This window comes from Phenylobacterium sp. (assembly GCF_041913825.1).
In the GTDB taxonomy this organism is placed as follows: Bacteria; Pseudomonadota; Alphaproteobacteria; order Caulobacterales; family Caulobacteraceae; genus Phenylobacterium.
The window spans coordinates 1-25,636 of record NZ_JAYSEO010000037.1 but is presented as its reverse complement, the minus strand read 5'-3'; the positions used below and the strand labels follow the sequence as shown (position 1 = coordinate 25,636).

26 protein-coding genes are annotated in these 25,636 nt (G+C 70.0%); 14 read left to right on the top strand and 12 right to left on the bottom strand.

The genetic code is table 11. The features are described 5' to 3' along the window. Positions 1–33: 33 nt before the first annotated feature. Positions 34–675: a hypothetical protein gene (locus tag ACE3Q8_RS21705; RefSeq protein WP_374472804.1), complete on the top strand. Its 642-nt coding sequence runs from the start codon at positions 34–36 to the stop codon at positions 673–675. 3 nt (positions 676–678) lie between these two features. Here the strand turns inward: ACE3Q8_RS21705 and arfB are convergent, their stop codons facing one another. Further along, a complete protein-coding gene (gene arfB / locus ACE3Q8_RS21700) occupies positions 679–1,101 on the bottom strand; it encodes an alternative ribosome rescue aminoacyl-tRNA hydrolase ArfB (protein ID WP_374472803.1) in 423 nt (140 codons plus the stop codon). A gap of 214 nt (positions 1,102–1,315) precedes the next feature. Here arfB and ACE3Q8_RS21695 point away from each other — a divergent pair, with 214 nt between their 5' ends. The 3 genes from ACE3Q8_RS21695 (at position 1,316) to ACE3Q8_RS21685 (ending at position 3,404) form a co-directional block, all read left to right on the top strand. Next, on the top strand, positions 1,316–1,819 hold the full coding sequence (locus tag ACE3Q8_RS21695) for a GNAT family N-acetyltransferase (RefSeq protein WP_374472801.1): 504 nt from the start codon (positions 1,316–1,318) through the stop codon (positions 1,817–1,819). Between the two features lie 118 nt (positions 1,820–1,937). After that, a complete protein-coding gene (ilvC, locus tag ACE3Q8_RS21690) occupies positions 1,938–2,957 on the top strand; it encodes a ketol-acid reductoisomerase (RefSeq protein ID WP_374472799.1) in 1,020 nt (339 codons plus the stop codon). Between the two features lie 129 nt (positions 2,958–3,086). Then, on the top strand, positions 3,087–3,404 hold the full coding sequence (locus ACE3Q8_RS21685; protein ID WP_374472797.1) for a GNAT family N-acetyltransferase: 318 nt from the start codon (positions 3,087–3,089) through the stop codon (positions 3,402–3,404). A gap of 268 nt (positions 3,405–3,672) precedes the next feature. Here the strand turns inward: ACE3Q8_RS21685 and ACE3Q8_RS21680 are convergent, their stop codons facing one another. Continuing rightward, complete coding sequence (locus ACE3Q8_RS21680) at positions 3,673–5,016, bottom strand: hypothetical protein (RefSeq protein ID WP_374472795.1); 1,344 nt, start codon at positions 5,014–5,016, stop codon at positions 3,673–3,675. Between the two features lie 108 nt (positions 5,017–5,124). Beyond that, a complete protein-coding gene (locus ACE3Q8_RS21675; protein WP_374472793.1) occupies positions 5,125–5,862 on the bottom strand; it encodes a tRNA1(Val) (adenine(37)-N6)-methyltransferase in 738 nt (245 codons plus the stop codon). Between the two features lie 180 nt (positions 5,863–6,042). Here ACE3Q8_RS21675 and ACE3Q8_RS21670 point away from each other — a divergent pair, with 180 nt between their 5' ends. Both ACE3Q8_RS21670 and ACE3Q8_RS21665 read left to right on the top strand, forming a co-directional pair. Continuing rightward, positions 6,043–7,008: a polyprenyl synthetase family protein gene (locus ACE3Q8_RS21670; RefSeq protein ID WP_374472826.1), complete on the top strand. Its 966-nt coding sequence runs from the start codon at positions 6,043–6,045 to the stop codon at positions 7,006–7,008. A gap of 166 nt (positions 7,009–7,174) precedes the next feature. Beyond that, positions 7,175–8,107 (top strand): iron-containing redox enzyme family protein, encoded by a 933-nt coding sequence (locus ACE3Q8_RS21665; RefSeq protein ID WP_374472791.1) that lies wholly within the window; start codon positions 7,175–7,177, stop codon positions 8,105–8,107. Here ACE3Q8_RS21665 and ACE3Q8_RS21660 read toward each other — a convergent pair. After that, complete coding sequence (locus ACE3Q8_RS21660; RefSeq protein ID WP_374472789.1) at positions 8,092–8,532, bottom strand: GNAT family N-acetyltransferase; 441 nt, start codon at positions 8,530–8,532, stop codon at positions 8,092–8,094. The genes ACE3Q8_RS21665 and ACE3Q8_RS21660 overlap by 16 nt on opposite strands. Continuing rightward, positions 8,532–9,923, bottom strand: coding sequence for a class II fumarate hydratase (gene fumC / locus ACE3Q8_RS21655; protein WP_374472787.1), 1,392 nt, complete (start codon positions 9,921–9,923; stop codon positions 8,532–8,534). Before fumC ends, ACE3Q8_RS21660 begins: the two co-directional genes overlap by 1 nt. Before the next feature lie 71 nt (positions 9,924–9,994). On the opposite strand from fumC, the gene ACE3Q8_RS21650 reads away from it, so the two are divergent. After that, entirely contained in the window at positions 9,995–10,381 is a 387-nt protein-coding gene (locus tag ACE3Q8_RS21650; RefSeq protein ID WP_374472786.1) for a RusA family crossover junction endodeoxyribonuclease, read from the top strand. A 72-nt stretch (positions 10,382–10,453) separates the two neighbouring features. Here the strand turns inward: ACE3Q8_RS21650 and ACE3Q8_RS21645 are convergent, their stop codons facing one another. From ACE3Q8_RS21645 to ACE3Q8_RS21630, 4 genes are all read right to left on the bottom strand, one after another. Then, positions 10,454–10,744 (bottom strand): DUF1153 domain-containing protein, encoded by a 291-nt coding sequence (locus tag ACE3Q8_RS21645; RefSeq protein WP_374472785.1) that lies wholly within the window; start codon positions 10,742–10,744, stop codon positions 10,454–10,456. A gap of 168 nt (positions 10,745–10,912) precedes the next feature. Next, positions 10,913–12,307: a flagellar hook protein FlgE gene (locus ACE3Q8_RS21640; RefSeq protein ID WP_374472784.1), complete on the bottom strand. Its 1,395-nt coding sequence runs from the start codon at positions 12,305–12,307 to the stop codon at positions 10,913–10,915. Between the two features lie 84 nt (positions 12,308–12,391). Then, entirely contained in the window at positions 12,392–13,144 is a 753-nt protein-coding gene (locus ACE3Q8_RS21635) for a flagellar hook assembly protein FlgD (RefSeq protein WP_374472783.1), read from the bottom strand. A gap of 9 nt (positions 13,145–13,153) precedes the next feature. Continuing rightward, complete coding sequence (locus ACE3Q8_RS21630; RefSeq protein ID WP_374472781.1) at positions 13,154–14,689, bottom strand: flagellar hook-length control protein FliK; 1,536 nt, start codon at positions 14,687–14,689, stop codon at positions 13,154–13,156. A gap of 376 nt (positions 14,690–15,065) precedes the next feature. Between ACE3Q8_RS21630 and flgK the strand changes: the two genes are divergently transcribed. Further along, complete coding sequence (gene flgK / locus ACE3Q8_RS21625; protein ID WP_374472780.1) at positions 15,066–17,168, top strand: flagellar hook-associated protein FlgK; 2,103 nt, start codon at positions 15,066–15,068, stop codon at positions 17,166–17,168. A 12-nt stretch (positions 17,169–17,180) separates the two neighbouring features. Then, positions 17,181–18,116, top strand: a complete 936-nt coding sequence (locus ACE3Q8_RS21620) for a flagellin (RefSeq protein ID WP_374472778.1) — start codon at positions 17,181–17,183, stop codon at positions 18,114–18,116. A gap of 2 nt (positions 18,117–18,118) precedes the next feature. Here the strand turns inward: ACE3Q8_RS21620 and ACE3Q8_RS21615 are convergent, their stop codons facing one another. Then, positions 18,119–18,307 (bottom strand): hypothetical protein, encoded by a 189-nt coding sequence (locus ACE3Q8_RS21615; protein ID WP_374472777.1) that lies wholly within the window; start codon positions 18,305–18,307, stop codon positions 18,119–18,121. A gap of 153 nt (positions 18,308–18,460) precedes the next feature. Between ACE3Q8_RS21615 and mnmA the strand changes: the two genes are divergently transcribed. The 3 genes from mnmA (at position 18,461) to ACE3Q8_RS21600 (ending at position 21,237) form a co-directional block, all read left to right on the top strand. Further along, a complete protein-coding gene (gene mnmA, locus ACE3Q8_RS21610; RefSeq protein WP_374472775.1) occupies positions 18,461–19,642 on the top strand; it encodes a tRNA 2-thiouridine(34) synthase MnmA in 1,182 nt (393 codons plus the stop codon). Positions 19,643–19,717: 75 nt separating this feature from the next. Further along, complete coding sequence (locus ACE3Q8_RS21605) at positions 19,718–20,911, top strand: acetyl-CoA C-acyltransferase (protein WP_374472773.1); 1,194 nt, start codon at positions 19,718–19,720, stop codon at positions 20,909–20,911. A 53-nt stretch (positions 20,912–20,964) separates the two neighbouring features. Then, the gene (locus ACE3Q8_RS21600; protein WP_374472771.1) at positions 20,965–21,237 is read left to right on the top strand and encodes a GNAT family N-acetyltransferase; all 273 of its coding nucleotides are present in this window, start codon (positions 20,965–20,967) and stop codon (positions 21,235–21,237) included. A gap of 310 nt (positions 21,238–21,547) precedes the next feature. On the opposite strand, the gene ACE3Q8_RS21595 is transcribed toward ACE3Q8_RS21600, so the two are convergent. Next, the gene (locus tag ACE3Q8_RS21595; protein WP_374472769.1) at positions 21,548–21,835 is read right to left on the bottom strand and encodes a hypothetical protein; all 288 of its coding nucleotides are present in this window, start codon (positions 21,833–21,835) and stop codon (positions 21,548–21,550) included. Between the two features lie 403 nt (positions 21,836–22,238). Between ACE3Q8_RS21595 and ACE3Q8_RS21590 the strand changes: the two genes are divergently transcribed. Together ACE3Q8_RS21590 and ACE3Q8_RS21585 are read left to right on the top strand one after the other, a co-directional pair. Then, positions 22,239–22,880 carry a hypothetical protein gene (locus tag ACE3Q8_RS21590; RefSeq protein WP_374472767.1) on the top strand — a complete coding sequence of 214 codons (642 nt, stop codon included), beginning with the start codon at positions 22,239–22,241 and terminating at the stop codon, positions 22,878–22,880. Positions 22,881–22,969: 89 nt separating this feature from the next. Next, the gene (locus ACE3Q8_RS21585) at positions 22,970–23,749 is read left to right on the top strand and encodes a hypothetical protein (RefSeq protein WP_374472765.1); all 780 of its coding nucleotides are present in this window, start codon (positions 22,970–22,972) and stop codon (positions 23,747–23,749) included. A 19-nt stretch (positions 23,750–23,768) separates the two neighbouring features. Here ACE3Q8_RS21585 and uvrB read toward each other — a convergent pair. Then, positions 23,769–25,636: excinuclease ABC subunit UvrB (gene uvrB, locus ACE3Q8_RS21580; RefSeq protein ID WP_374472763.1), on the bottom strand; the 1,868-nt coding region annotated here is incomplete at its 5' end.

Here is a 25,636-nt window from a genome sequence, read left to right as displayed (position 1 = left end):
TGACCACTCACCAGCCCAGGCCGGGAGGTGAAAATGGTGCGGATTATGGCGGTGGGCTGCGCGGCGGCGCTGGTTGCGGGGCTTGCGGCGTGCGGCGGCGCTGAGCCCGCCGCGGAGCGGCCGGCTACGGAGACCGCTTCCGACGATGGCGAGGCGGCGGCCCGGGCGCTAGCCCGAGCGCAGAAAAAGCTGGAGGGCGCCTGCTTCACGGCGGCCGAATGCGACGCGGCCATCAGCCAAGCCGACCTCGCCGAGGCCGGCGGCATGGCCACCGAGGTGTTCGGGGCCAGCGCCTTCGGCCCGAAATCGGCGCGCGCGCCCAGCACCTACCTGAAGGATCTCGGCGCAGAGCCCTGCGCCAAGGCCGCGGACGAGTGCGCCGTCGAGTGGTTCACCGCCTATCGCGCGGCCCTGATCGAGGCGCTGAACGAAGGCGATGACAGTGACTCCCCGCCGCCGATCCCCAGCCGGGACGAACAGAAGACCCAGGCGCTGCCCTACACCGATATGGAGCTGATGCAGGCGGGCATTTCGTTCGATACCCTGAACGACGTCTTCGACTGTCGAACGGCGATCCTGACGCGCCGCTGGATGAAGGCGGGTCAGGCGACGCGGGCGGAGTTCGAGGAGGTGCGCCGCAACTGCCTGCGGCCGGTGGTGATGGACCGCGGCTGAGGCTCAGTCGAACCGCGGCTTGCCTCGCATGGACTTCACGCTCGACCGCTTGGCCTTGCCCTCCAGACGACGCAGCTTCGAGGCGTATGTGGGCTTGGTCTTCTTCCGCGGCGGGGGCGGCGGCTCGGCCGCCTTTCGGATGAGCTCGAGCAGGCGCTCCACCGCTTCCTGCCGGTTCAGCTCCTGCGACCGCCGCGTCTGGGCCACCAGGACCAGCACGCCCTCCTGGGTCAGCCGGTTGCCGGCCAGCCGGTAGAGGCGTGCCCGCACCGGCTCGGGCAGGGAGGGCGAGCCGCGCACGTCGAAGCGCACCTCCACCGCGGTCGAGGTCTTGTTGACGTGCTGCCCGCCGGGCCCGGAGGCGCGGACCGCCTTCCAGACCACCTCGTCGTCCTGCAGCGCGATGGATGCGGTGACCTCGATCATCGTCCTGCTTTGCCAAGCTTCGTCGTCCGGGTTAAGCTCCCCGCATGCGTTGCGGCCTCGCCCACCTCGTAAACCTTATCACCCCGGCCTCCGGCCGGCCGGTGAGGGACGTCGCGCGCTAGCACTCGAGCCAAGCTGCACCCCGCCAGCCCCGCCGGACGCCGGACGGGGCTTTTTCATGCGCCCCGTCCGCCTCCGCCCCAGGAGAAGGACCATGGATCCGCCGCCCAAGATCGCCGTCCGCGCCATGGAGAGCGCCGACGTCCCCGCCATCGCCGAGGTGATGAACCAGCCGCGCGCCATCTGGGGCACGCTGCAGACGCCGTACATGCCCGTCGAGTTGCGCCAGACGATGTTCGACGCCACGGACCCGAACCGCCGCGCCCTCGTGGCCGAGGTGGAGGGCCGGGTGGTGGGGTCCGCGGGGCTGCAGCGCGAGGCTCCGCACCGGCGTGGGCACGTGGCCAGCCTCGGCATGGCGGTGCACGACGCCTTCGCGCGACGGGGCGTGGGCTCGGCCCTGATGGCCGCCGTCGTGGAGTTGGCTGAGCGCTGGTGGAACATCAAGCGCCTGGAGCTGCACGTCTACGCCGACAACCTGCCGGCCATCGCCCTTTACGAGCGCTTCGGCTTCGAGCGCGAGGGGCTGATGCGCGCCTATGCCTGGCGCGACGGCGAATATGTCGACTCGCTCGCCATGGCGCGCCTGCGCCTTTGACGCACCGCAATGGGCCGGCTTCCCTTGACCTGCGCGCAAAAAAACGCTGGAAAGCGCGCGCTTTGGGGCGGCTGCGTTGCACTGCAACCCGACTTCTAACCTGTTCAGGAGAACAATCATGCGCGTCTACTACGACCGCGACGCCGACATTTCCCGCATCCTGGACAAGAAGATCGCCATCGTAGGCTATGGCTCGCAGGGCCGTGCGCACGCGCTGAACCTCGTCGATTCCGGCGTGAAGAACGTCGCCGTGGCGCTGCGTCCGGGCTCGTCGACCGCCAAGAAGGTGGAAGCGGACGGGCTCAAGGTGATGACGGTTCCCGAGGCCGCGGCCTGGGCCGACGCCATCATGATCCTGGCGCCGGACGAACTGCAGCGGGACATCTACAAGGACGAGATCGCGCCGCACATCCGCGACGGCGCGGCCCTGATGTTCGCCCACGGCCTGAACGTCCACTTCGGCCTGATCGAGCCGAAGGCCAGCGTCGATGTGCTGATGGTCGCGCCGAAGGGCCCGGGCCACACGGTGCGCGGCGAGTACCAGAAGGGCGGCGGCGTGCCGTGCCTGATCGCCATCCACCAGGACGCCACCGGCGGCGCCATGGACCTCGGCCTGGCCTACGCCTCCGCTATCGGCGGCGGCCGCTCGGGCATCATCGAGACCAACTTCCGCGAGGAGTGCGAGACCGACCTGTTCGGCGAACAGGTGGTGCTCTGCGGCGGCCTCGTGGAGCTGATCCGCGCGGGCTTCGAGACCCTGGTCGAGGCCGGCTACGCGCCGGAGATGGCCTATTTCGAATGCCTGCACGAGGTGAAGCTGATCGTCGACCTCATCTATGAAGGCGGCATCGCCAACATGAACTACTCGATCTCCAACACGGCGGAGTACGGCGAGTACGTCACCGGCCCGCGGATCGTGACGCCGGAGACCAAGGCCGAGATGAAGCGCGTGCTGGAGGACATCCAGTCCGGCCGGTTTGTCCGTGACTTCATGGCCGAGAACGCCGTGGGCCAGCCGAGCTTCAAGGCGACCCGCCGGCGCGGCTCCGAGCACCAGATCGAGGAAGTGGGCCAGCGCCTGCGCGCCATGATGCCCTGGATCACCAAGAACAAGCTGGTGGACACCGCGCGCAACTAGGCGCGCGGCGACACCGCCCCTCGCCCGGCGGAAGCCGGGGAGGGAAGAGACGAAGGCCCGGGGCGCGTCCCCGGGCCTTTTCCTTTGCCCGCCTTCGGCTCAAGATCGGACCGCAAGCCAGGAGTTCCCATGTCCGAAGCCGCCCCCATCGACGTCGTCATGAACGAGGACACCCGCCGCTTCGAGGTGACGCTCGACGGCGAGACGGCCTTCGCCGAGTACCGCCTGGTCGACCACGGCATCATCCTGCCGCACACGGTGGTGCCCGAGGCCTTTGAGGGGAAGGGCGTCGGCTCCGCACTGGCCAAGGCCGCGCTCGGCTATGCCCGCAAGCAGGAGCTGAAGGTCATCCCGCTCTGCCCCTTCATCGCCGCCTACATCACCAAGCACCCCGAGTGGCACGACCTGGTCCATGAGACCTACCGCGCCCGCCTCGGCATCGACTGAGGGAAGCCGGCCATGGTCCAGTCTCGCGCCATCGGCGTCGAGACCTGGCTCGCCGACCCGATCCCGTCCGCGCGTCCCACTTCCGACGAACCCGCGAGCGCGCCATAGCCAATCTGCCGGATTTCATCCAAGAGATGCGCTACGGCACGCTCACCTACTCGTCAGGGGGCGAGGCGACCTTCGCCTTCAACGCGTAGAAGCAGCGCATCTCCCTCTTCGTGCCGGCCAGAGGTGCACGGGAATAACCTCAAGGCGCTGAGCGGCCTCCTCACCTGGCCCGCCAAGGTGTCGCCTCCTCGCCTGCCCAGACGCCGCCGAACGGCGCAGCGAGGATCCCGGCCGCCTTGCCGACGTCGCGGAACTGCCAGGCGTCGATGATGAACTCTCTGCCACTGTCATCCTGCATCTTCTTCAGGCGCCGCTGGTTCGGTGTCAGGTCGGCGTAAGGCCCCATCTTCGCATCCAGGTAGTCATCATCGATTTTCTGATCTGGCTTACTGACCTTTTTCCCATTGCCGATAGGCACGCCGTCCTTCCTCACGTCCGGGACCTTCCCCCTTGCGAGCGTCTTCCCGTACGACAGCGCCTCTCCGACCTTCCCCTTGAGGTGGGACGACAGCGCTGCGGTTCTGTAGGTCCCGAGCACGTCCCCCGCCTTGCCGAGCAGGGCGGCCCCGTGAGCCGCGCCGATCGCGTCCCCGGCCGAGGGCATTCGCCCGGCGGCGATGTCGCTCCCGGCCGCATCGCTCGCGCCGCCGATCGCCCCGCCGCGCATCGGTCCGTAGCGTAGCGTCGCCACACCGCCCGCCGCCCCGCCCAGAGCGGCGGCGCCGTACTGCCCGGGAGAGCTCACCCGCCCGCCGGCTGCGTCCTCCACGACCTGGGACGCCGCGCCGGCGGCGGCTCCGCTGCCCGCTGCGAACTGCACGAGCCCACGAGAATCGACTCCGTGTTTGAGCTTGGGCGCCTTGGCCACGGCAGCTAACAGCTTCGCAGCCTGCGGAGCACCGGAGAGCCCGGCACGGGTCGCGGAGGCCACGCCGCCCGTTGCGGCGAGCCCTCCGATGAAGCCCACAGCTCGGCCAGTCGTTCGCGCAGCGCCGTAATTTTCGCTGTCGTAGGCGTCCTCCGCCCGCCGTTGGCGTATCTCGGTCGCGTAGCGATCGCCGACGCCCTGCACCCCACCGTCCAGCAGCGCCTCGCCGGCCGAGAGCACATGGTCCGCGGTGCCGAGCGTGAACTCATCCACGGCGCCACTGACCGCCGCCCGAACCTGCTGCCCCGCCGTGTTCTTCGGCGGCTCCTGCTTGACCACCGCCTTCCGCGCCGATGAGTTCGCCTTAGGGGCGGGCGCCGCTGCTTGAGCAACCTTCTTCGCAACAGCGCCGGCAAGCTCCTGTGGCAATCGTCCCTGAACGGCCGCCAGTCCGAGTTGCCGAACCTCCGAGGGCGTTCTGGCAAGGACATCCTGTCCTGTGCGGATCGCCCGCTTCACGACCGCGTAGCCGAGCGCCTCCAGTTCCCGAGCATCGTGACTGGCGTCTCGTATCCGCTGTTTCAAGGCTTGTTCTGCCGCCCGCGCCCTCTTCTTCGTGTCCTCCAGTAGCCCCATGTCCAGCGTCCCCCTTCGTGCCTTGGTGCGGGCGCAGCCCCTCCAAGCCTCGCATCATAGAGGGAGGATTGTTCCAATGCAAGAACAAAACAAGAACATTCTGGCGCCTCAGCTCCAGTTCAGGGCCGCCTTGCCCCTGAGGATCGCCTGTGATTGCGGGCTGTGCTCGCCGCCGGGCGCGTGGAGGATCAGCGGGGGCAGCAGGCGCAGAGGCGCCCGGCCGGTCTTCACCGCCCGCACGAGGACCCGCTTGGCGGGTGCGTCGGCGAAGGGGTGCACGGGCAGCACCTGAACGGAGCCGGCCTTCCCCGCGAGCAGCGCCAGGATGTCGTCGAGGCGGTCGGCGCGGTGGATCAGGGTGATGGTCCCGCGCTCGCGCACCGCCTTCAGCAGGAAGCCGATCCAGGCCCCGAGGCCGTCGTCCGCGATCCACGCGGCGCGACGGGGCGGGGAGGGAGCGCGCAGCCGGCGCTCGTCGTCGAAGAACGGCGGGTTGGCGAGGGCGGCGTCGAACGGCGCGAGGCCCAGCCGGGGGAAGCGTTCGGCGACGTCCCCGCCGACAGCTTCCGCGCGGTCTTCGAGGCCGTTCAGGGCGATGTTCTCGCGGGCCAGCGCCAGGGCGGCGGGGTCGCGCTCCACCCCCACGAACCGGGTGTGCGGCCGGCGAGCGGCGGCCTGCAGCAGGACGGCGCCCGGGCCGCAGCCGGCTTCGATCACCCGCTCGCCAGCCCGAGCGTCGCAGGCCGCCGCCAGCAGGGCCGCGTCCATGCCTGCGCGGTAGCCGTGCGCCGACTGGCGGAGCCGCACGCGTCGGTCGAGCAGCAGGTCCTCGGTGGTCTCGTCCATGGCCTTGGGGCTGGCGTAAGGTGGGGCAAAGGGCTATGGGCCGCGCTTGACCGTGCCCTAGCGCGTCACCATTGTCCCGGCAAACGGCGGCCGGCCTCCCCCTTCGACCGCCCGCCGCTTCAGGAGCTCTGTACCCGCGTGGAAGCCGCCCGCACGGCCGTCGTCGAGAAGCCCCCGTCCCTGGACGCGCTGATCGCGCTCGCCGCGCCCGACATGGCCGCCGTTGACGCGCTGATCCGCAAGCACATGGACAGCCCGGTGCCGGTGATCCCGGCGCTCGCCGACCACCTGATCGCCGGCTCGGCCAAGCGCCTGCGCCCGCTGCTCACCGTCGCCGCCGCCCGGCTGGCCGGCGCCCGCGACGACGCTTGCCTGAAGCTCGCCGCCGCAGTGGAGTTCATCCACACCGCCACCCTGCTGCACGACGACGTGGTGGACTCCTCCCAACTGCGCCGGGGTCGGGTGGCCGCGCACCTCATCTGGGGCGCGCCCTCGTCGGTTCTGGTGGGCGACTTCCTGTTCGCCCGCGCCTTCGAGCTGATGGTCGGCGCGGGCTCCATGCCGGCGCTGGAGATCCTCGCCCGGGCCAGCCGCGTGATTGCGGAAGGCGAGGTGCTGCAACTCACCCGCGCCCACGACATGGACCTCTCCCAGGAGGTCTATCTGCAGATCATCGGGGCCAAGACCGCCGAGCTGTTCGCCGCCGCGGCGGAAGTCGGCGCGGTCTCGGCCGGCGCCTCCCCCGAGCGCTGCCGGGCGCTGCGCCGCTATGGCCAGGATCTCGGTCTGGCGTTCCAACTGGTGGACGACGCGCTCGACTACTCCGGCGACGCCGGGGCCATGGGCAAGAACACCGGCGACGACTTCCGCGAAGGCAAGGCCACCCTGCCGCTGCTGCTGGTCATGCAACGCACGCCCGCCGAGCGCGAGTTCTGGGTCCGCACCATCGACCGGCGCGACCAGGTCGAGGGCGACTTCGAGCGCGCGCGCGAGCTGATGCGCCAGACCGGCGCGCTCGACGACACCCTGCGCCTGGCCGGCGAATATGCCGACAGCGCCAAGGCGGCGCTGGAAGGCTTCGGCTCGAACGGCTGGCGCCCCGCGCTCGCCGACCTCGCGGACTTCGCGGTGGCCCGCCGGGCCTAGACGACGAGCCGGACGCGCCGCAAGGCATCCCCATCTCGTTGAAACGACGGCAACTGGGGCTCGCAAGGGTGAGCGGGTCTGCCCGGATCTGCGCTCCCCCGCAAGCGGGGCCCTAGGAACCCAACCCTCCTTTCGCGCGCTCAAGCTGCCCTGAGAGGGAGAACCCATGTTTCCAGGGATGAGATTGGCGCGCCTGGGCGTTTTCACGCCCGAGTTCCCGGACGCGGAGATGCTGCACGTCGGCCTCGCGCAATGGAACCGGCGGCGCCTGGCCATCGCCACGCCGCATGACGACTGGCAGGCCGAACTCAGCGCCAACACCCGGATGCTGCGGCTGGAGGGCGCCTTCGTGGAGGCCTTCCGAGACCACATCCAGCCGCTCGTGGCCGACGCGCCCAGCGACCCGGACGGCTTCATCGCCTGGTTCGAGGGCCTGAAGGACAGCGGCCCGGGCCAGTGGGACCCGCTGTTCGCATGGCTCGAGAACGAGGCTGATCTCGAGCAGATGAAGTGGTTCCTCACCCAGGAGGCCGCCGGCGAGGCGGGCTTCGACGACCTCGTGGCGTACACCCAGGTGAAGCTGTCGGCCCGGCCGAAGCTCGAGCTCGCCCGGAACTACTGGGACGAAATGGGTCGCGGCCACATGGGCGGGATGCACGGGCCGATGCTCGACCGCACCGTCCAGGGCCTCGGCCTCAAGCCGACCATCGAAGGCACCTGCTGGCAGTCGCTCTGCCTGGCCAACACGCTGACGGCCTTCGCCACCACCCGGCGCTACGCCTACCAGTCGATCGGCGCGCTCGGCGCGGTGGAGCTCACCGCCCCCACCCGCGTGGGCGCCGTGGCCGAGGGGCTGAAGCGGCTGGGCTGCCCGCCGGAGCAGCGGAAATATTTCCAGCTCCACGCCCAGCTCGACGTGGAGCACTCCAAGGCGTGGAACGCCGAGGCGCTGATCCCGCTGGTGGAGGAGAACCCCGCCTGCGCGAAGTACATCGCCGAAGGCGCGATCATGCGCCTGGTGGCTGGCGAGCAGTGCTTCGAGAGCTATCGCGCCCACCTGTGGGCGCACCACCACCCCGTGGTCTACGCGGCCGAGTAGTCGGCGCGGAATTCGTGGCTCCAGGGCCGTCCTGCGACGGCCCTGAACCCGAGGCTGGTCCAGAAGGCGGGCGCGAGGGTGTTCCGGGCGTTCACCGTCACCAGCCAGACACTGTCCAGCGCCTCCTGAACCAGAGCGTTCACGAGTGTGCGGCCGATGCCGCGGCGTCGCGCGTCCGGATGGACGTATGGCCGGCGGATCCGCATGGCCGGCTCGTGCTGCGGCTCCGGCTCGGCCGTGAGCCCGCCGATGGCCAGCAGGCCCTCAGGCGAGGGCGCGGCCAGCAGGCAGGCGTAGAGCGCAGGCGTCGCCGCCCATTCGGCCTCCAGTCGTCTAAGCGCGTTGAAGCCTTCCGCATCCGCCGCCGCCCGGAGAGCCGCGAAGCCCTCCGGCAGCTCGTCCGAGATGCGGACGAGCTGGATCATCAGCCCGGGCTGATCATCTTTTCCGGCCGCACCACCGCATCGAACTCCTCGTTCGTCACGTAGCCGCCGCCGACGGCCTCCTCGCGCAGAGTGGTGCCGTTCTTGTGCGCCAGCTTGGCGATCTTGGCGGCGTTGTCGTAGCCGATCTTGGGGGCCAGCGCGGTGACCAGCATCAGGCTCCGCTCGAGGTTCGCCTTGATGTTGTCTTCCCGGGCCTCGATGCCGCGCACCATATTGTCGGCGAAGCTGATCGCCGCGTCGGACAGCAGGCGCGTGGACTGCAGGAAGTTGTAGGCCATCACCGGGTTGAAGACGTTCAGCTCGAAGTGGCCCTGGCTGCCGGCCACGCTCATCGCCGTCTGGTTGCCCATGATGTGGGCGCAGACCATGGTGAGCGCCTCGGCCTGGGTCGGGTTCACCTTGCCGGGCATGATCGACGAACCGGGCTCGTTCTCCGGCAGCGCAAGCTCCCCGAGGCCCGAGCGCGGGCCGGAGCCGAGGAAGCGGATGTCGTTGGCGATCTTGAACAGCGCCGAGGCCGCCGAGGTGATGGCCCCGTGGCTGAACACCATGGCGTCATGGGCGGCCAGGGCTTCGAACTTGTTGGGCGCGGTGACGAACGGCAGCTTGGTGATGACCGCGATCCGCTCGGCGACCTTTTCGGCGAAGCCGACCGGCGCGTTCAGGCCCGTGCCGACAGCGGTGCCGCCCTGGGCCAGCTCATAGAGGCCGTAGAGGGTCTCCTTCAGTCGCCGCACCGCCATCGACACCTGGTGGGCATAGCCGCCGAACTCCTGGCCGAGCGTCAGCGGCGTGGCGTCCTGGGTGTGGGTGCGGCCGATCTTGATGATGTGGGCGAACTCTTCCGCCTTGGCCTTCAGCGCCGCGTGCAGGTGTTCCAGCGCCGGATTCAGGTGCCGCGCCACCTCGTCCGCGCAGGCCACGTGCATGGCGGTCGGATAGGTGTCGTTCGACGACTGGCTCATGTTCACGTGGTCGTTCGGATGGACCGGCTTCTTCGAGCCCATCTCTCCGCCGAGCATCTCGATGGCGCGGTTCGAGATCACCTCATTGGCGTTCATGTTCGACTGGGTGCCGGAGCCGGTCTGCCAGACGACCAGGGGGAAGTGGTCGTCCAGCTTGCCGTCGATCACCTCCTGGGCGGCGGCGACGATGGCCGCACCGATAGTCGGGTCGAGCCTGCCCAGCTCCATGTTGGCCTCGGCGGCGGCGCGCTTCACCACGCCCAGGGCCCGGATCACCGGGATCGGCTGTCGCTCCCAGCCGATCTTGAAGTTCTGGATGCTGCGCTGGGTCTGCGCGCCCCAATACCGGTCGGCGGGAACCTCGATGGGGCCGAAGGTGTCAGTCTCGGTGCGGGTCGCGGTCATCTCGAAGCTCCAGGCAAACAGCCGGAGCGGTTTAGCGGGACGGCGGCCAAGCGCAAGGCTAAGGGAGCGGCATGACCGACGGCTGGACCTCACACGGCAAGGTGCGCGCCCGCGACGGGGAGGGCGCCCTGGAGGTGGTGGTCGACGGCCTGACCACGCAGGCCAAGTACTACAAGCCGCTGATCTACGAGTTCTTCCGCAAGGTGTGGCGCGGCTCGCGGCCCGGGTGGGGCGAGTTCTCGGTGGAGATCCGCATGGAGTACGTGGGCGACCCGCCCTGGCTCGACCTCGACAACCTGGCCAAGGCGATCCTCGACGCGATCAAGGGCTACGCGTTTCATGACGACGCCCAGGTCGCCCGCCTTCTGGTGGAGCGCGCCGCCGGCGAGCGCGAGCGCATCACCGTCACGGTCCGGAAGATCTCCGACCTCGCCATGGGCCGGCCGTACCACCCGTGAACGAAATCGGCCCCGCGCTGGAGGGAGCGCGGGGCCGGTACTTCGCGAACCGATCCGGGGGAGGAGATGGGCTCAGCGATACTGTTGCAGGCGCGTGGTCCGCAGGCCCGCCATGCCGTGGCGGTCGATGGAGGCCTGCCAGGCCAGGAACTCTTCCGACGTCAGCCGGTAGCGCTCCAGGGCGTCCTCGAGCGAGATCAGGCCGCCGCGCACCGCGGCGACCACTTCCGCCTTGCGACGGATCACCCAACGGCCGGTATTCGGCGGCGGAAGATCCCTCAGCGTCAGCGGCGCACCCGTGGGGCCGATGACATAGGCTTCGCCGCGGCTGTTCGTGCGCGTCTGCTGCTGTTGCTGCAACATGGCTTTACGCCTTTCCCACCATCACTGTTGATGGGGACCATAAGCCGCGGCTCCTAACAGCCGCTGAATCGCAAGAGTAAAGAAGGACCTAACCATCGCCTCCCCCATGTACTAATTCGATACAGTTACGCACGGTCGAGGCTGTTAACCTCAATTAACGGTCAATAACTACCGCTTGATGTTAATCAGCTCTTCCAGCATCTGGTCCGCGGTCGTGATGATCCGCGACGATGCCGAATAGGCCTTCTGCGTCTGGATCAGTCCGGTGAACTCCGCGGATAGGTCGACCGTCGAGGCCTCGAGGCTGGAGGGCGAGATCTGACCCGCCCCGATGCCCGGTTCCTTGATCACCAGTTGCCCGGCGGGGCCGGCGGCACGGTAGGCGTTGCCGCTGACGGCGAGCAGGCCGTCGGCGTTGGGGAAGGTGGCCACGGCGATCTTGGCGATCTTCCGCACCTGGCTGTTGTCGAAGATGGCCGAGACGACGCCGTCGGCGTCCACCTGCACGCCCACCACATTGCCCACACCGGCGCCGTCGGAGTTCACCGAGCGGACGGTGGAGACCTCGGCCAGGTTGGACAGCTTCGAGAAGTCCAGGTCGATGTCCTGCGCCGCGATGCCCAGGGTGTCCGCCCACTGCGGCGCGGCGCCCGAGCCGGAGGCGTTCAGGGACAGGCGCGGCACCGGCGGGCTGCCGAAGATGTCGGAGTTGGCCATGTCGATGGTGCCGTCCTGGTTGAACGCCACCATGCCCGACTTCAGCAGGCCGGGCGGACCGCCGCCGTTGTCAACGTCGCTCGCCGGGATGGCGTAGATCTCGGCAAACCACTCATTGGGCGCGGCCGGGTCGTCGTTGCGCAGGAAGGCCATGCCGAACTTGTGGTTGCCCCCGGTCGAGTCGATCACGTTCATCTCGAGCGTGAAGTCCGGGCGGGTGCCGGTGGTCGGGTCGTCGGCGTAGTCGGCCATGCTGAGGCCGGCGCTGGCGGGCGCGCCCTGGTAGGCAGCGAGGTCGGCGGAGAACGGCGTCTCCTTGTTCAGGTTGGCGCTGACCGTGACCTTGCCGGTCGGCGACACCGCCGAACCCAGGCCGCGCACGTTGATCGGGGCGAGCTTGTTGAGGTCCGACGGATTGACGTCGAAGCTCCCGTTGGCCTGCACCGGCCAGCCCTGCAGGAACAGCCGGGCGTCGTTCATCAGGTAGCCGTCAGCGTCGACGGTGAACGAGCCCGAGCGGGTGAACAGCCGCGCATCGCCGTTGGTGAGGTTGGTCGACTTCTGGGTGGTGATGAAGAAGCCTTCGCCCGAGATCGCCAGATCCGTGGGCGAGGTCGACGCCTGCACGAGGCCCTGCTGACTGACGAACTGCCGGGTGGTGCCCTGGACGCCGCCCGCCGAATAGCGGCCGGCCATCTGGGCCGTCACCACGCTGCCGAAGTTCACCTGGCTGCGCTTGTAGGCGACGGTGTTTACGTTGGCGATGTTGTCCGAGATCGCCGCGAGCGCCGAGGAGTTGGCGACCAACCCTGAGACGCCAGCGAGCATGGCGGAATTGATGCTCATGGGTACGTTCCGTTCTGTCTTTCGAGGGGCTCCGCGTGCTGCGGATGCGGAACGGCGCCTTCCGGCCGTCGCGTCCGCCGGCGTTTAGCCGGCGGGGTTGATGGGGGTGTCCTCGGGGTCGGACCCCGAGGCGGTTTCGGTCCCGCCCGCGTCGCCGGTCTGGGCCGGCGGCTCGGGCTGGTAGATGCTGGCGACCTTGTCCCAGGGGACGCGGGCGCCGTTGATGGTGAGCATCGTCTGGCCGTCGGACTGTTCGACGCCGGCGACGAGGCCCTGCACATAGATCGAGGTCGGCACCGCCTCGCCGGCGGTGTCCTTGGTGGTGATCCGCAGCTTGTAGGCGCCGCCGTTCGGCAGGGCCTGGCCGGAGCGGTCCTTGCCGTCCCAGGTGAACTTGTGCTCGCCGGCCTTCAGCGCCTCGCCTGAGAGGGTGGAGCTGTGGACGGTGGCCCCCTTGGCGTCGATCACCTCGACCTTCACCTCCTCCGCGTCGCGGTCGAGGTCGTAGAGCCACTCGGCCTTGCCGCCCTTGATGGCGGTGGTGTCGGTGACGGCGCGCACCTCCTTGCCGATCAGGCTGACGGCGGTGGAGATGCCCGAGTTGCTGTTGGCGACCAGCTTGGTCAGCAGGTCGTTGGTCAGGAGCTGCTGCTCGACCCCGGTCATCTGCACCATCTGCTGGGTGAACTGGGTGGAATCCATCGGAGACAACGGATCCTGGTTCTTGAGCTGGGTGGTCAGCAGGGTGAGGAAGGTGTCGAAGTTCTCCGCCAGCCGCGTGCGTGAGCCCGCGGTGGCTTCGGTTCCGGTGGTTTGTGCGACGCCCGAGACGGCCATGACGCTCCCCTAGATCCGCACGTCGAGGCCGGCGGTGACGCCGCGCCGTAGCGTGAGCGGCCGCGCCGCCACGGCGTCCGCCTGGTCGGCGGTGTCGAGCGCAGCGCGGAAGGCCCGGCCGCGGAACGCCGCGCCGTTGTCGCGTGGCTGCTCGCCCAGGAACCCCTGGCCCGACCGGCCCTGGTCGCTCGCGACGTCGAAGCTCATGCCGCCGGAGAGGTCGAAACCGGCCTGCTCCAGGGCCTTCTGCAGCTCGCCGGCGCGCGCCTTCAGCTCCTGCGCGGCGTGGGCGTTCTCGAAGGAGAGCGCGGCCGTCATCTTGCCGTGCGCGCCGATCTCCACCCGGACGTCGACCTTGCCGAGGCCGATCGGGTCGAGCTCCACGTCGAACCGGGTGGACCGGCCGTCGAGCTTCTTGAGGATTTGGGCGCTCAGGTTGGCGACGGTCTCCGGCGAGCCCCGCACCTGGGCGGCGGCGTGACCGTGGGCCGAGGCCGTGGAGCCCACGGCGCCTGCCGCGGGTGCGGCCTCCGCCGTGGCGGGCGTTTCGAATGCCTCGGCGAAGGCAGGCGCGGCGGCGGAGTCCCCTGCGGGCGTCTGGACCTCCTGGGGGCGCTCGGCGCCGGGCTTGGCGACGTCGGCCTTGGCGTGGACCGGGGCGCTGCGTGGCGCGGCGGAGGCGTTCGCGCCCTCGGCGGTGGCCGCGAAGGCTTCCACGCGTTCGCCCAGCTTGCGCTCGGCCTTGGGCTCCGCCTTGCCACGCGGCGTGGCGGCGCCTGCCTCGGCGGCGCGGGCCTGGACCGGAGCGGCCTGGGTCTCGGCCGCGACAGCCTGGGCGGCAGGCACGTCGGTCGTGGCGCCCGCCGCCGGGGGCTCTGGGTCGGCGGCGGCGATCGCCTGGGCGGGAGCGGGGACGTCGGCGTTGGCGGCCGCAGGCGCCTGCACGGGCGTGGCCCCGGGAGCCTGCGCCTGCGCCTGCGGCGCGGCAGGACGCGGGGGCGCGGCGGCCTGCGGGCGGACATCCTGCGGCGCGGCTTCGGCTGCCGCCTCGCCGTCCACCGCGGGCGTCTCGGCGCCCACGTCCTCGGAGAGGAAGGCGGCGTCCGGAGCGGCCTCGGCGAGCGCGGGGGCGGCCGGCTGGCCCGGCGTCTTGCCCTGACCCCAGGCGGGCGGCGTCTTGCCGGTCTCGACCTCCACCGCCCCGGCGGCGGCGGCCGTCACCACGACTGGCGTGGCCGGAGCCTCGGCCAGCGCGGCTAGCACCGCGGCGTTCTGGTCGAGCGGCGTCGCGGCCTGGGCGGCGGCCTCGGCGTCTCCAGCGGTCTCTTCGGTCTCTCCTTCCGCGGGGGCGGGTTCGCCCGTCACCGCGGCGACCGGCTGGCCAGCGACGGCGCCCGGGACGTCCTGCTGGGGCGCGGTGATCTCGCCAAGGAACGCCGCCATCATCGCCTCGAAGGCGGCGGCGGGGTCCTGCGCGCCGGCGGCGGCGCCGGGCTGGGCCACCGGGCCGGAGAAGGCGGAAACGTTCAGCAGTGGCGCGGTCACTAAGGCCTCGAGGGCTGGTCGTTGGAGGGCGCCTGCTGCGCCGCGGCTCGTTCGCCACCTTCGGAGCAACCTTCGCGCCACTTCGTCTGGCCATTGAATTTGCTTCGGAAACTGCCGCCGGATGATGTCCCGGCTTGGGTTTCGCGGCGGAAATTGCCGGGCCGCCGGCGTCCCGCTGGGTCGAACCCTGCCGGCCGGAAAAGGGGCCTAGCCGGCTGGCATCGCTCTTGCGCCATTAACCACGTTCTCATCGGCCGCCCGAATGGCAGACGTTGAAAGACAAGGGTTTTTTCCGGCGCGCAGCGCCTGCGTCCCTCAAATGCCCCGGCAGAATCCGCCGGAGCGCGCAGGCTTTGCCGGGCGGAGAGGCTAGGCCATGACGATCAACATGACGCTGCGGACAGCCGGGTCCGGGCTGATGGCGGCCCAGACGGGGCTGCGCGCCGTCTCGGACAACATCTCGAACGTCAATACGCCAGGCTACGTCCGCAAGGAGGTCGAGCAGCGCCCGATCGTCGTCAACGGCGTGGGCATGGGCGTCGAGATCACCGCCATCAAGCGGGTGACCGACCAGTACCTGCAGCTCGCCAGCTACTCGGCCAACTCGGAGTCCCACCGGTGGGCGGCGATGTCGGAGTACCTCGACAACGCCCAGGCGCTGTTCGGCAACCCGTCGGACGAGACCTTCTTCTTCAACCGCCTCGACACCGCCTATGCCGCCTTCGCGGCGGCAGCCGACGACCCGTCCTCCAGCCTCCTGCGCAACCAGGCCGTGGCCAACGTCGAGGACTTCCTATCCGAGGCGGGCCGGATCAACACCCAGCTCGACGAACTCGGCCGCACCATCGAGACGCGGATCGGCACCGACGTCGAACGCATCAACGAGCTGCTCGGCGAAATCAACCGGCTGAACGCCGACATCAGCCGCGCCTGGCTGATCGAGCAGGACTCCTCCGGCTCTGAGAACATCCAGTCGGGCCTGGTCGACGAGCTCTCCACACTGATGAGCGTGCAGGTGGCCAAGCGGCCGGGCGGCGGCGTGGACATCCGCTCGGCCGAGGGCGTCCGGCTCGCAGGAGACGGCGCCGCCAAGCTGTCCTATGTCCGGACGGAGACGACGAAGGGCTACATCAGGGTCGACCCGGCGGGGGGCATCGGCTCGCCGCAGGCGATCCAGGTGCCCGGGGGCGAGATCCGCGGCCTGATGGACCTGCGCGACCAGAAGCTGCCCGCCATGGCCGAGCAACTCGGCGAGTTTGTCGCCCGGGCCTCGGAGCGGCTCAACGCCGCCCACAACGCCTCATCTTCGGTGCCTGCGCCGGCGACGCTCAACGGCCGGCTCACCGGCCTCGACCTCGCCACGGCTGTGAACGGCTTCACCGGGCGCAGCTCGGTGGCCATCGTCGACGCTTCGGGCGTCGTGCAGCACCGGGTCGACATCGACTTCGACACCCAGACCTTCACGGTCAACGGGGCTCCGGGCGGCGCCTTCTCGCCGGCCACCTTCCTGGCCGACTTGAACATTGCGCTCACGCCCGCCGGCTCGGCCGCCTTCGTCGACGGAGCGCTGTCGATCAGCGCGGCCGGGGCCGGCCGCGGCGTGGCCATGGACGAGGGCACCTCGATGAAGGCGGGGCGCCAGTTCTCGCACTTCTTCGGCCTCAACGACCTCATCCGCTCGAACGGCTACACGACCTACGAGACCGGGCTGAAGCCTGGCGACGCCCACGGCTTCATCCCCGGCGACACCATTCAGTTCGCGCTCGCGCAGGGCGACGGCCGGCCGCTCCAGCAGGTGACCGTCACCGTCCCGGCGGGGGCCAGCATGACCGACCTGCTGAGCGCCCTGAACAGCCCGACCAGCGGGGTGGGCGGCTACGGCCAGTTCGTGCTCGACGCTAACGGCGCCATGAGCTTCAAGGCCAGCGGCCCCTACAACGCCTCGCTCTCGGTGGTCACCGACGGCACCCGCCGCGGCGCGGGCGGCCCCTCAATCAGCCAGCTCTTCGGCATCGGCGTGGCCGAGCGTACGGCCCGCGCCGACCGGTTTGTGGTCAACCCCAAGATCGTCAACGACTCCACCAAGCTTGCGTTCGGCAAGCTCGACCTCACCGTCGCGGCCGGCCAGCCGGCGCTGCGCGGCGGCGACGGCCGCGGCGCGTTGGCGCTCGCCACCTCGGGCGACGTCAACACGCTCTTCCAGGCGGCCGGCTCGCTGGGCGCGGTCAATCTCACGGTCAGCCGCTACGCGGCGGAGTTCGGCGGCTCGATCGGCCGCGACGCCGCCGCCGCCGAAACCCGCAAGCAGAGCGCCCAGGCGGTGCTCTCCGAAGCCACCGCCCGCCGCCAAGCGGTCGAGGGCGTCAACCTGGACGAAGAACTTGTCCGGCTCACCACCTACCAGCAGGCGTTCAACGCGTCGGCTCGGATGATCCAGGCGGCGAAGGAACTCTTCGACACCCTGGTCCAGATGGTCTGAGGATCCGGCTAGATGGTCACCCGCGTCTCCACCCCCGGCAGCTACAGCGCTGTCCTGCAGAACCTCCTCGAGGCTCAGGCCCGGCAGGCGCTCGCCTCCGACCAGGTCGCCACCCAGAAGCTCGGCAAGGATCTCAAGGACTACAACCGCAAGGCCGAGATGCTCACGGCCATGCGCTCGGTGCAGACCCGGCTCGACGTCTACGCCGAGCAGAACGTGATGATCGCCGACAAGCTGACGACCCAGGACACGGCGCTCAACCAGGTCACCGACGCGGCGGGGCTGACCCGCCAGGCCATCCTCGACGCCATCGCGTCCGGCGACGCCGGCACCCTGATGGAGGAGTTCGAGGCCCATCTGCGCAACGCCATCGAGGGGATGAACACGCGCTACGGCGGCAAGTACATCTTCGCCGGCGGCCAGGTGGACACCAAGCCGGTCACGGCCACCAAGCTGGACGACCTGTTCGGCGCGCCGCTGCCGGCGGTGGCGGACTTCTTCAAGAACGACAACTTCCAGGCCCAGGCGAAGCTCGACGACTCCACGGTCGTTACGACGGGCATGCTGGCGAGCGAGCTGGGCGGCGACATGCTGGCCGCCTTCCAGGCGCTGAAGGCCTTCCATGAGGGGCCGCTCGGCCCGCTGAACGGCAAGCTCACCCAGGCCCAGCAGGACTTCCTGGAGACCCAGCTCGGGACGTGGGAGGGGATCCGCTCGGACCTGACGGTGCTCACCGGCCGCAACGGCCTCGTCCAGAAGCGCGTCGACGATGTGAAGCACAACGTCGAGACCCGGGCGAACACCCTGAAGGGCATGATGGGCGACATCACCGACGCCGACATGGCCAAGGCCGCCACCGAGCTGGAGGCCGCCCGCATGTCCGTGCAGGCAGCCACCCAGGTCTATCTGACGCTGAAGAGCACCTCGCTGCTCAACGTCCTGCAGTAGGGCTAGTCCAGCCGGAAGGGTCCGCCCAGGCGGGCGACCAGCCGCTCGCCGTCGTAGACCTCGGCCGCGTACTGGCCGGCGTAGGCGTCCTCGGCCCTTTGCAGGGCGGCGTTGTCGTTGGCGAACAGGGCCTCCAGTTCGGCGGTGACGCGTTCGTCGTGGCTCAGCACATAGATCCGATACTCGTTCATCTCGGCTCTCCCCTGACCGACGGCGATCATGGTCGTGCTTTGCGGGCTTAATGTGACGGCGCGAGCCCGGCGCGCCGCCAAGCGTGCCCTGCGCGCAGCGTTTCACGGGGCCGCCCCTCGCAAACCCTTGGCCGCACAGCTAAATAGGCCCCCATGAACGCGCCCGTCGCCATCGCCGACACCGCCCCGGAAGGCCTGATCGAGGTCGTCCGCGACGCCGTGCGCCTGCCGCAAGGCGCCCGGATTGTGGCGGCCATGTCCGGCGGCGTGGACTCCACGGTCACCGCCGCCCTGCTGTGTCAGGCCGGCTACGACGTGGTCGGCGTGACGCTGCAGCTCTACGACCACGGCGCGGCGATCCAGAAGAAGGGCGCCTGCTGCGCCGGCCAGGACATCCACGACGCGCGCATGGCGGCCGACGCCATCGGCATCCCCCACTACGTGCTGGATTACGAGAGCCGCTTCCGCGAGCAGGTTATCGAGGACTTCGCCGACGCCTACTTGCGCGGCGAGACGCCGATCCCGTGCGTGCGCTGCAACCAGACGGTCAAGTTCCGCGACCTGCTGGACGTCGCCCGCGATCTCGGGGCCGAGGCCATGGCCACCGGTCACTATGTGCGCCGAGAGGTCGGTCCCGTGGGGCCAGAGCTGCACCGCGCCGCCGATCCGGCCCGCGATCAGTCCTACTTCCTGTTCGCCACCACGGCCGAGCAACTGGACTTCCTGCGCTTCCCGCTCGGCGGGCTGCCGAAGCCGGCCGTGCGCGCCGCCGCGCTCGACCTGGGCCTCTCGGTCGCCGACAAGCCGGACAGCCAGGACATCTGCTTCGTGCCCGAGGGCCGCTACACGACGGTGATCGACCGCCTGCGCCCACACGGCGCCGAGGCCGGGGACATCGTCCACCTCGATGGCCGGGTGCTCGGCCGCCACGAGGGTGTCACCCGCTACACCATCGGCCAGCGCCGGGGCCTGAACGTCGCCGTGGGCGACCCGCTGTTCGTCGTGAAGATCGACGCCGACCGCCGTCAGGTGATCGTCGGTCCGCGCGAGGCGCTGCTGACGCATGCCCTCACGCTGAAGGAAACCAACTGGATCGGGGAGGGCGCCTCCATCGAGGCGGCCTGCGAGGCTGCCCGCCCGGTGCTGGCCCGCGTCCGCTCCACCCGCGAGCCGGTGCCGGGCCGCCTGGCCCTCATCGACGGCAAGCCGGGCCTGCGCTTCGACGCGGCGGAAGAAGGCGTCGCGCCCGGCCAGGCCTGCGTCCTCTACGCCCCGGAGGCGGCGACCCGCGTGCTCGGCGGCGGCTTCATCGACGGCACGGTCCGGGCGGCCTGAGCCGTCCCGCTCCCGGGGGCCCGCTGACGTTACGGCGCCTCGCCGTTCACCGGCTGCTGAATTATATTGCTGGCCATGACCCAGTCCGCCTCCGATCCCGTCGTCATCGCCGCCTACGCCCGCACCCCCATGGGCGGCTTCCAGGGCGTCTTCGCCCCCGTGAAGGCCACCGAACTCGGAGCGGCCGCCGTGAAGGCCGCGGTCGAGCGCGCCGGGGCGCCGACCGACGCGGTGGAGCAGATCTTCATGGGCTGCGTGCTGCCGGCCGGCCTTGGCCAGGCGCCCGCCCGCCAGGCGGCCATCGGCGCGGGCCTGCCGACGTCGGTGGAGGCCACCACGGTCAACAAGATGTGCGGCTCGGGCATGCAGGCCGCGATCATGGCCCACGACGCGCTCGCCGCCGGTTCGGCCGACATCATCGTTGCCGGCGGCATGGAGAGCATGACCGGCGCGCCCTACCTGATGCAGCAGCACCGTGCCGGCGCCCGGATCGGCCACGACCGCATGTTCGACCACATGTATCTGGACGGCCTGGAGGACGCCTACGAGCCCGGCCGGCTGATGGGCTCCTTCGCCGAGGAGACGGCGAAACAGTACCAGTTCACCCGCGAGGCCATGGACGAGTACGCCATCACCTCGCTGAAGCGCGCCAAGGCGGCCGTGGAGTCCGGGGCGTTCAAGAATGAGATCGTCCCGTTCGAGGTGGTCACCCGGAAGGGGACCGTGCTCGTGGAAAGCGACGAGCAGCCGCTGAAGGCCGACCCCGAGAAGATCCCGACGCTCAAGCCGGCCTTCGCGAAGGACGGCGCGATCACCGCCGCCAACGCCTCGTCGATCTCCGACGGCGCCGCCGCCCTGGTGATGACCCGCGAGAGCGTGGCCCGGAAGCTCGGCATGCAGGTGGTGGCGCGCGTGGTCAGCCACGCCGCGCACGCGCATGAGCCCGGCCTCTTCACCACCGCGCCGGTGCCGGCCGTGCAGAAGGCGCTGAAGAAGGCCGGCTGGAGCGTCGACGACGTCGACCTCTTCGAGATCAACGAAGCCTTCGCGGTGGTCGCCATGATCGCCGAGCGCGACCTCGGCATCGACCGGGCGAAGATGAACGTCAACGGCGGCGCCTGCGCGCTGGGCCACCCCATCGGCGCGTCGGGCGCCCGCATCCTCGCCACCCTCCTGGCCGCCCTCGAGGCCCGCGGCGGCAAGAGAGGCGTCGCCTCCCTCTGCATCGGCGGCGGCGAGGCCACGGCCATGGCGGTGGAGCTGGCGTAGCCGGGATCGCGGACCGGGCGTTTCTCGTTGATCGGCTGAAAGGAAGCCCAGAGATGAGCGAGCTTCGCAACGACACCGAGAACCGCCGCTACGAGCTGGATGAGCAGGGCATGACGTCCTGGGCCGACTACCAGCTCCGCGACGGCCGGCTCTACATCCTGCACGTGGAGAGCCCGCCGGCGCTGCGGGGCACGGGCGCGGCCGGCCGGCTGATGGCCGCCATGAGCGCCGACATCAAGGCCCAGGGCCTGAAGGTCACCCCGATCTGCGGCTATGCCGCCGCCTGGCTCCGCCGCAGCCACGATTACCGCGATCTGCTCGCCTGACCGGGGGCGGGTCCCGAAACGGTGCGGCCCGCGGCGTTCCCGCCGCGGGCCGTTAACAGGTCGACAACCTGAATGCTTAGTAAAGCTGGTTAACCCGTCCGCCTGCGCTGGCGGGTCCTCGACGGAGAGCGGGGGATCAGCGCTCCCGTCGGACCCGGGCCCTGCACGGCCTTACGGATCAACCCGGAAGGGCCTGCGCCATTCCGGTACGTCCGCCGCTCCCGCGCCGGCCGGATCCCGCCCCAGTGAAGTGCTCAGGATCCGGCCGTTTCCACGCGGGTATCGGTCGGGGAAACTCGCGTGCGCTCGCTCAGGTGCGGGCGACGATGGCCTCGAGGGTCTGCACCTTGGCTTCGCAGTCCTCCACGAGACGGCGGGCCAGGTCACGCACGCCCGGCGGATAGGCGTCGCCGCCCTCGGCGATCTCAGCGGCGAGCTGCTCCACGTCCACGATCGCCTGGTTCAGCGCGCGGATGTGGTCCTTGGCGAGGGTCTTGGCTTCCTGCTGCAGGCGACGGACGCGCTGCGCGACGGTTTCAGTCTTGGGAGCCGAAGTCTTAAGGTCGTTATCGGCGACGACACTGAGAGACGGTGACATTCTATAATACCTCAAATCCCCAACCCAGGTTCTTGAGAGCCCGCCGTCCCACCATGGTCCGGCTGTTCAGGCTCCAGCCCTGCTGTCCCGTTAAAGAACGAAGACAGCACAGGTTCCCTGACGCCCGCATGAACGGCGCCAGCACGGCGAAGGTGGGGATTTGGCGCCACGCCATAAAGTTAAGGCGTGACCGAGGACGCATCGAATTTTCGTGCGGCCGCGGTTAGCGGGGCTGCGGACCTTGCGCGCGAGCGCCCTCTAGTTGCCGCGTCCGCGCGATGTCGGGCGGCCGACATAGCCGGCTCCACGCGATTGCTTACCCTGCTCAAGGTTGTGACCCGGGGCACAGCGACTCCCTGGCGCTACGGCCAAGCTGCGCCTGCATCTTGGGGAGGTGCAGACCATGTCGGGGGAACAACTGCTCGTCGCCGAGCGCCTGGCGACGGCGAGCGGGGATTTTGGGGACCTGGGGCGCTACCTGCACGCCTGCGAGCGGGCGGGGCGGACGCCCCGCTACTCGGACCAGGCGGTGATCCAGCTCGTTCAGCTCGTGGAGGTCCGCGCCGCCCAGCGGCGCGGCGGCAACGCCGCGGAGGTCTGGTGGCGCTACCGGGCGCTGCGCTCGACGGCGCCGGGGTCGCCGGCGCTGAGCCAGCCCAAGGTCCAGAACCGGGCGGCCGAGCTCGCCACGCGAGGCTCGGAAACCCGGGCCTGGCTCGCCCGCTTCGTGCGTCACGTGCGCCGCGACGCGCCGGCAGCACGGCCGCACCTGGCCGCCATGCTGGTGCGACGGGACGAGGCGCCGAAGGGGACATCGGGGGCCATCCTGGCGGCGTTGGGTGCGTTCGGCGCGCCTGTGCGCGCGCCGCTGCGGCTGAGGCGGCCGCCGCCGGACCGAGCCATTGGCCGGCTGCTGTCCCCCATGGGCCTGGTGGGGCTGGCGGTGGCGGTGCTGGCCACGGGGCTCGCCTGGCAGTTCGCGCAGGACGGCGGGCGCGACCTGCGCGGCCCCGGACCCATCGCCCGCTTCCTGGCGGGGCGCTGAGTCGTCGGGACTCCCCAGCCAAACGGCGCATTGACGCCGGCCGCGACCCTTGCTCCCTTGCCGGCCGTTTTGGGGAAGGCAGGGGACGGATGAGCGATCGAGGCGCGCCGGCGGGGCTTCCGCCGCTGAAGGGGACGCATCTGGCGGCCGGCGCCTGGCGGGCGATGCAGGCCAACGCCCGCGCCCTGCTGCCGATCGGCCTCGCTTACGCGGCCTCGAGCGTGCTTGCCGAGCAGGTGGCGGGACAACTCGGGGCGCTGGACCCGGGGGCCGGCCCGACGCCCGCCTTCCTGGCCTATGGCCTGGCCAGCGGCGTGTTCGGCGCGGTGCTGAGCGGCTTCGCGCTCCGCCGGCTGCTGGCGCCGGAGCGCGGCGTCTTCCGCCTCGACCTCGGTCTGGTGGTCTATGTGCTGCTGATGGCCGGCGCGGGGCTCGTGATGAACCTCTTCGCCCTCAACATGGCCGGACCTGCGCCCGACCCCACCGACACCGCCGCCGCCGGGCCCTACGTCGCCCGTTCGCTGGGGCTGCTGATCCTGCTCACCCTGGCCATCTGGGCCTGGCTGCGCCTGACGCTGTGGCCGATCGGCGTGCTGCTGGGCGACCGGCGAATCCGGCCCTCGGTCTCGTTCCGGCTGATGCGCCGCGGCGTCCTCGCCGTGATCCTCGGATCGCTGATCCTCGGCCTGGGCCCGCTGATCGTCTACGGCGTCATCGCCGCCCAGGACGGGCGCGGCGACGCCCTGCTGCGGCAGGTGATCGGCGCGCCGTTCCTGGCCTTCTTCGCCGTCTCGGCCGCCGCCGTGCAGGCCGAGGCCTACCGCCAGCGGGTGCTCCAGGCCCGCGACGTGGCCGACACGTTCGACTGAGCGGTCAGGCCTCCCGGCCTCACCGCCGCTTCTTGCGGAACCGTTCCTGCGCCTCGGCGCGGGCCTCGGCCCGCACCTGCTTGACCGCCGCCTTGTCGCCGGACTGACCATCGCCGGCGAGCGCGTCGGCGGCGAACTCCAGGTCGAGCAGCTTCAGCCGCTTGATCTCGTCGCGCAGCCGCGCGGCGGTCTCGAACTCCAGGTTGGCGGCCGCCTCGCGCATCTTGTTCTCGAGGTCGCGCAGCGTCGTCTTGAAGTTGTCGCCCATGAACGGCTTGCCGTCCTCGGCGACGCCCACCGGCACGGTGACATGGTCCTTCTCGTACGGCGAGGCGAGGATGTCCTTGATCTGGCTCTTCACCGTCGCCGGCGTGATGCCGTGCTCGAGGTTGTACTGCTCCTGCTTGGCGCGGCGGCGCGCCGTCTCGGCCATGGCCCGCTCCATGGAGCCGGTGACCTGGTCGGCGTAGAGGATCACCCGGCCCTCCACGTTACGGGCCGCCCGGCCGATGGTCTGGATCAGAGAGGTCTCCGAGCGCAGGAAGCCCTCCTTGTCCGCATCGAGGATGGCGACAAGGCCGCACTCGGGGATGTCCAGGCCCTCGCGCAGCAGGTTGATGCCCACCAGCACGTCGAAGGCGCCGAGCCGCAGGTCGCGGATGATCTCGATCCGCTCCAGGGTGTCCACGTCGGAGTGCATGTAGCGGACGCGGATGCCCTGCTCGTGCATGAACTCCGTCAGGTCCTCGGCCATCTTCTTGGTCAACACGGTGATCAGGCTGCGATAGCCGCGGGCCGTGGTCTGGCGGACCTGGTCGATGACGTCGTCGACCTGGCTGAAGGCGTCCTTCGAGACCGGCTTCACCTCCACCGGGGGGTCGATGAGACCGGTGGGGCGGATCACCTGCTCGACGAACACGCCGCCGGAGCGCTCCATCTCCCACGGGCCCGGCGTGGCCGAGACGTGCACCGTATCGGGACGCATGGCGTCCCACTCCTCGAACTTCAGCGGCCGGTTGTCGATGGCCGAGGGCAGGCGGAAGCCGTACTCCGCGAGGGTGAACTTCCGGCGGTAGTCGCCCCGGTACATGCCGCCGATCTGCGGCACGGTCTGGTGGCTCTCGTCGATGAACAGGAGCGCGTTCTCGGGGATGTACTCGAAGAAGGTCGGCGGCGGCTCGCCCGGGCGGCGGCCGGTGAGATAGCGCGAGTAGTTCTCGATCCCGGCGCAGGAGCCGGTTGCCTCGATCATCTCGATGTCGAAGGTGGTCCGCTGCTCCAGCCGCTGGGCCTCGAGCAGCTTGCCGTTCGCCACCAGCCAGTCCAGGCGCTCCTTCAGGTCCGCCTTGATCTCGTTGATCGCCTGCCGGAGTGTCGGCCGCGGGGTCACATAGTGGCTGTTGGCGTAGATCTTCACGCCCTTCAGATCGGCGGTCTTCTTGCCGGTCAGCGGATCGAACTCGCTGATCGTCTCGATCTCGTCGCCGAACAGGCTGATCCGCCAGGCCCGATCCTCGTAGTGGGCCGGGAAGATCTCGATGGTGTCGCCGCGCCGGCGGAACGTGCCGCGTTCGAAGGCCTGGTCGTTGCGCTTGTACTGCAGCGCCACCAGGTCGCCCATGAGCTTCTTCTCGTCCACCCGCTGGCCGGGCTCGAGTGTGAAGGTCATGGCCGTGTAGGTCTCGACCGAGCCGATGCCGTAGATGCAGCTCACCGAGGCGACCACGATGACGTCGTCGCGCTCCAGGATCGCCCGCGTCGCCGAGTGGCGCATCCGGTCGATCTGCTCGTTGATCGAGGAATCCTTCTCGATGTAGGTGTCCGTCCGCGGCACGTAGGCCTCGGGCTGGTAGTAGTCGTAGTAGGAGACGAAGAACTCCACCGCGT

What these genes read in the sequence shown, in the direction of transcription:
- ACE3Q8_RS21695 (WP_374472801.1), top strand. Translation starts at nt 1,316, where the DNA reads ATGGATCCGCCGCCCAAGATCGCCGTCCGCGCCATGGAGAGCGCCGAC.
- ACE3Q8_RS21585 (WP_374472765.1), top strand. Translation starts at nt 22,970, where the DNA reads ATGAGCGATCGAGGCGCGCCGGCGGGGCTTCCGCCGCTGAAGGGGACG.
- ilvC (WP_374472799.1), top strand. Translation starts at nt 1,938, where the DNA reads ATGCGCGTCTACTACGACCGCGACGCCGACATTTCCCGCATCCTGGAC.
- ACE3Q8_RS21645 (WP_374472785.1), bottom strand. Translation starts at nt 10,744, where the DNA reads ATGTTGCAGCAACAGCAGCAGACGCGCACGAACAGCCGCGGCGAAGCC.
- ACE3Q8_RS21660 (WP_374472789.1), bottom strand. Translation starts at nt 8,532, where the DNA reads ATGATCCAGCTCGTCCGCATCTCGGACGAGCTGCCGGAGGGCTTCGCG.
- ACE3Q8_RS21640 (WP_374472784.1), bottom strand. Translation starts at nt 12,307, where the DNA reads ATGAGCATCAATTCCGCCATGCTCGCTGGCGTCTCAGGGTTGGTCGCC.
- ACE3Q8_RS21620 (WP_374472778.1), top strand. Translation starts at nt 17,181, where the DNA reads ATGGTCACCCGCGTCTCCACCCCCGGCAGCTACAGCGCTGTCCTGCAG.
- ACE3Q8_RS21605 (WP_374472773.1), top strand. Translation starts at nt 19,718, where the DNA reads ATGACCCAGTCCGCCTCCGATCCCGTCGTCATCGCCGCCTACGCCCGC.
- ACE3Q8_RS21635 (WP_374472783.1), bottom strand. Translation starts at nt 13,144, where the DNA reads ATGGCCGTCTCGGGCGTCGCACAAACCACCGGAACCGAAGCCACCGCG.
- arfB (WP_374472803.1), bottom strand. Translation starts at nt 1,101, where the DNA reads ATGATCGAGGTCACCGCATCCATCGCGCTGCAGGACGACGAGGTGGTC.
- ACE3Q8_RS21685 (WP_374472797.1), top strand. Translation starts at nt 3,087, where the DNA reads ATGTCCGAAGCCGCCCCCATCGACGTCGTCATGAACGAGGACACCCGC.
- ACE3Q8_RS21665 (WP_374472791.1), top strand. Translation starts at nt 7,175, where the DNA reads ATGTTTCCAGGGATGAGATTGGCGCGCCTGGGCGTTTTCACGCCCGAG.
- fumC (WP_374472787.1), bottom strand. Translation starts at nt 9,923, where the DNA reads ATGACCGCGACCCGCACCGAGACTGACACCTTCGGCCCCATCGAGGTT.
- ACE3Q8_RS21650 (WP_374472786.1), top strand. Translation starts at nt 9,995, where the DNA reads ATGACCGACGGCTGGACCTCACACGGCAAGGTGCGCGCCCGCGACGGG.
- ACE3Q8_RS21600 (WP_374472771.1), top strand. Translation starts at nt 20,965, where the DNA reads ATGAGCGAGCTTCGCAACGACACCGAGAACCGCCGCTACGAGCTGGAT.
- ACE3Q8_RS21615 (WP_374472777.1), bottom strand. Translation starts at nt 18,307, where the DNA reads ATGAACGAGTATCGGATCTATGTGCTGAGCCACGACGAACGCGTCACC.
- flgK (WP_374472780.1), top strand. Translation starts at nt 15,066, where the DNA reads ATGACGATCAACATGACGCTGCGGACAGCCGGGTCCGGGCTGATGGCG.
- ACE3Q8_RS21680 (WP_374472795.1), bottom strand. Translation starts at nt 5,016, where the DNA reads ATGGGGCTACTGGAGGACACGAAGAAGAGGGCGCGGGCGGCAGAACAA.
- mnmA (WP_374472775.1), top strand. Translation starts at nt 18,461, where the DNA reads ATGAACGCGCCCGTCGCCATCGCCGACACCGCCCCGGAAGGCCTGATC.
- ACE3Q8_RS21675 (WP_374472793.1), bottom strand. Translation starts at nt 5,862, where the DNA reads ATGGACGAGACCACCGAGGACCTGCTGCTCGACCGACGCGTGCGGCTC.
- ACE3Q8_RS21595 (WP_374472769.1), bottom strand. Translation starts at nt 21,835, where the DNA reads ATGTCACCGTCTCTCAGTGTCGTCGCCGATAACGACCTTAAGACTTCG.
- ACE3Q8_RS21590 (WP_374472767.1), top strand. Translation starts at nt 22,239, where the DNA reads ATGTCGGGGGAACAACTGCTCGTCGCCGAGCGCCTGGCGACGGCGAGC.
- ACE3Q8_RS21705 (WP_374472804.1), top strand. Translation starts at nt 34, where the DNA reads ATGGTGCGGATTATGGCGGTGGGCTGCGCGGCGGCGCTGGTTGCGGGG.